Source organism: Flavobacterium sp. FPG59 (assembly GCF_002150205.1).
GTDB lineage: Bacteria > Bacteroidota > Bacteroidia > Flavobacteriales > Flavobacteriaceae > Flavobacterium.
Map to the genome: position 1 here is coordinate 1 of NZ_MTCA01000305.1, position 2872 is coordinate 2872.

The window sequence follows — 2872 nt, forward strand, 5'->3', positions numbered from 1 at the left end:
GGATTAAACACTACAGAGACCAAAGAAATTGAAGCTTACATGGAAACTGCAGCAGACACTGTAAAAAATAAAAAAGGACAAATATTAAAAGAAGTTGTGGTTTCAAGCAACAAAGAGAAAAAAACAATATCTGCTTTACGTTCTGGCTTAAAACCAATGGATACCCCACAAAGTTTACAAGTAATAGGATCTGAAATTATTAGTCAACAGCAATCTATTAGATTGAGTGATGTAATTAAAAATGCTAACGGTATTTATGTGGGTTCCGCTAGAGGTGGCGCACAGGAATCATTTTTCTCAAGAGGTTACGACATGTCAGGTAACAATATGTTTAAAAATGGGTTTAGATACAACGGGGGTTCTATTCCTGAGGTTTCTGGTTTAGAAAAAGTAGAATTTTTAAAAGGTGGATCGGCTTTATTATATGGAAATGTGGCTCCAGGAGGTATTTTGAACTTGGTAACAAAAACTCCAAAGTTTACAGCTGGAGGCGAATTATCCATCCAAATGGGAAGTTTTTCGTATTACAAACCATCTATTGATTTTTATGGCCCTTTGAGTAAAAGTATTGCTTATCGTGTAAATGCTTCTTACGAAAAATCAGAAAGTTTTAGAGACTTTGTAAAAAACGATAGAGTTTATATTAATCCATCGTTATTATTTCATATTTCTGATAAAACTCAAATCACCGTACAAGGTGATTATTTAAGCGCTGATTGGACACCTGATTTTGGTACAGGAATTGCTGGTAAAGAAATACTCAATACTCCCCGAAACATAAATTTTGGAGCCTTATGGTCAAGAGGAAATACAAAATCTTCAAGTGCATCTATTCTTGTAAATCATGATTTCAATGACAATTGGAAATTAGGTTTTAATACTTCTTTTCAATCGTATAACAGAACACAAAAATCAACAGCGCAATTATCTAATTTAGCATATACTACTGTTAATGGTGTTCAACAAATAAACTGGAAAAGAGGTTTAACACAAGCTGATGCTGCGGAGAAGATTTTTGCAGATCAATTAAGCTTACAAGGTATTTTCAGTACTGGGAAAATAAAACATCAATTGTTTACAGGTGTTGACTACGAAGACTCTTCGGCACCTAGTTATACTTTTGGTTTTTTTGCCCCAACAAGGCCAGCCGATCTTGTGACTACAGAAACAACAGCCATAAACTTGTTAAACTACATTTACAACACACAAAGTCTTGATGTGCCATTTTCTAGCAGAGTAACTCAACTTGCAACTACAAGTACACAGCGTTTTGGAGTTTTTGCACAAGATTTAATTTCAATAAATGATTACCTTAAAGTTCTTGCTGGGATTAGATGGTCATGGCAGCAAAATGATGCTACTACAACAAGAGAAGTAATTGAACGTATCAATAATGTCAATACTATAACAACAACTTATGAAAATGCAAGACCTGTAACTTCTAGTAAAACAGTTAACAGAGCATTTTCTCCAAAAGCTGGTTTAGTTTTTCAACCCAATAAAGAGGTTTCTTTTTTTGCAAGTTATTCCAACTCATTTACCCCAAATACAGGAACAACTGTGGATTTAAAACCACTTGATCCTTCAATTATTGATCAATACGAAGTAGGTGTTAAAAAAGATTTTTGGAATGGAATTTTAAGCACAAACATTACTGTATATCAAATAGAAAACAATAATCTTGCACAAACAGCTCAATTTGGTGCAGACGGTGTTACCCCAAATGTAGATACTAATAGACGCGAGTTAGTAGGAGCAACTAAAGGAAAGGGATTAGAAATTGATATTATTGCTAAACCTATAGAAGGATTGAACATTAATGCTGGATATAGTTTTAATGAAACTAAGATTTCAAAATCATCTGGTACCAGTGGTAGTTTTGTAGTAGGTGATTTATTTGTGAGAACTCCAAAAAATACGGCAAACTTAAGTTTCTTTTACAAAGTACCTTCTGGAAAATTAAAGGGATTCACAATAGGCGCCATGGGTAATTATATAGGAAATCGTTTAGGAGGATGGAACGACAGATACGTTTGGACAGAGGTTACTCCTGCTACAACCCCAAAAACATACACAGTAAGAATTGAGGACCGAGACATCCCGTTAAAAGGATATACAACTGTGGATGCATCTCTTGGCTACGAATGGAATAAAATTTCACTTTTATGTAAACTTTCTAACATAACAAATGAATTGAATTATACGGTGCACGAAAATTACAGCACAAATCCTATTGCTCCAAGGCAAGTAATGGCTATTTTAAAGTATAAATTGTAATTCTGAATCTTAATTTAATACTTTAACTGGATAAAAAAACACCTCCAAAGCAATAGCTTTGGAGGTGTTTTTTTTTTTATTTAATTGCTCTAGCTTATCCCATCTCTATACCTATACTATCTAAAACATTTAGTAAGGAAACGCTATAATCTGGTTCATATTTCTCAGTACCACTTTGGTACCATTCTGCAATAATTCCAAGTTGATAAGAAGTATATCCTGAATCATCTATGGGTAATCCTAATAATCCCGCAATTAAAAAGTCTTCTAAAACTTTTTCGGTAACAATTCTACTAGGAATACCGTCTCTTATAAAACCATTCATTCGCTCATAATCTGACCTTCCTGCATTAAATCCTGCTATACAAGCATCGTTTTGCATGTTGCTATTGTATTCTAAAAAAGGATTTAGTCCAATAGCGTATCCTTTATTATAATCTTGCTTATAAGCAATACTAAATATTTTTCTCATGTATTTGTAAATGTGGTATTTATACAATTATCCCCCAAAATTACACACAAAAAACAGCAACTCAATTTAATATCGATTAAAGGATAAAATACTCTTTAAATAGCAGCCAGCATGTCTTTCATC

General features: G+C 33.4%; 2 protein-coding genes. One reads left to right on the plus strand and one right to left on the minus strand.

What is annotated here, in order from left to right:
* The first annotated feature begins 27 nt into the window (after positions 1-27).
* Positions 28-2277: a TonB-dependent siderophore receptor gene (locus FPG59_RS15355; protein ID WP_254906720.1), complete on the plus strand. Its 2250-nt coding sequence runs from the start codon at positions 28-30 to the stop codon at positions 2275-2277.
* A gap of 94 nt (positions 2278-2371) precedes the next feature.
* Here FPG59_RS15355 and FPG59_RS15360 read toward each other — a convergent pair whose 3' ends face one another.
* Entirely contained in the window at positions 2372-2749 is a 378-nt protein-coding gene (locus FPG59_RS15360; RefSeq protein WP_086455429.1) for a hypothetical protein, read from the minus strand.
* Positions 2750-2872 lie beyond the last annotated feature (123 nt).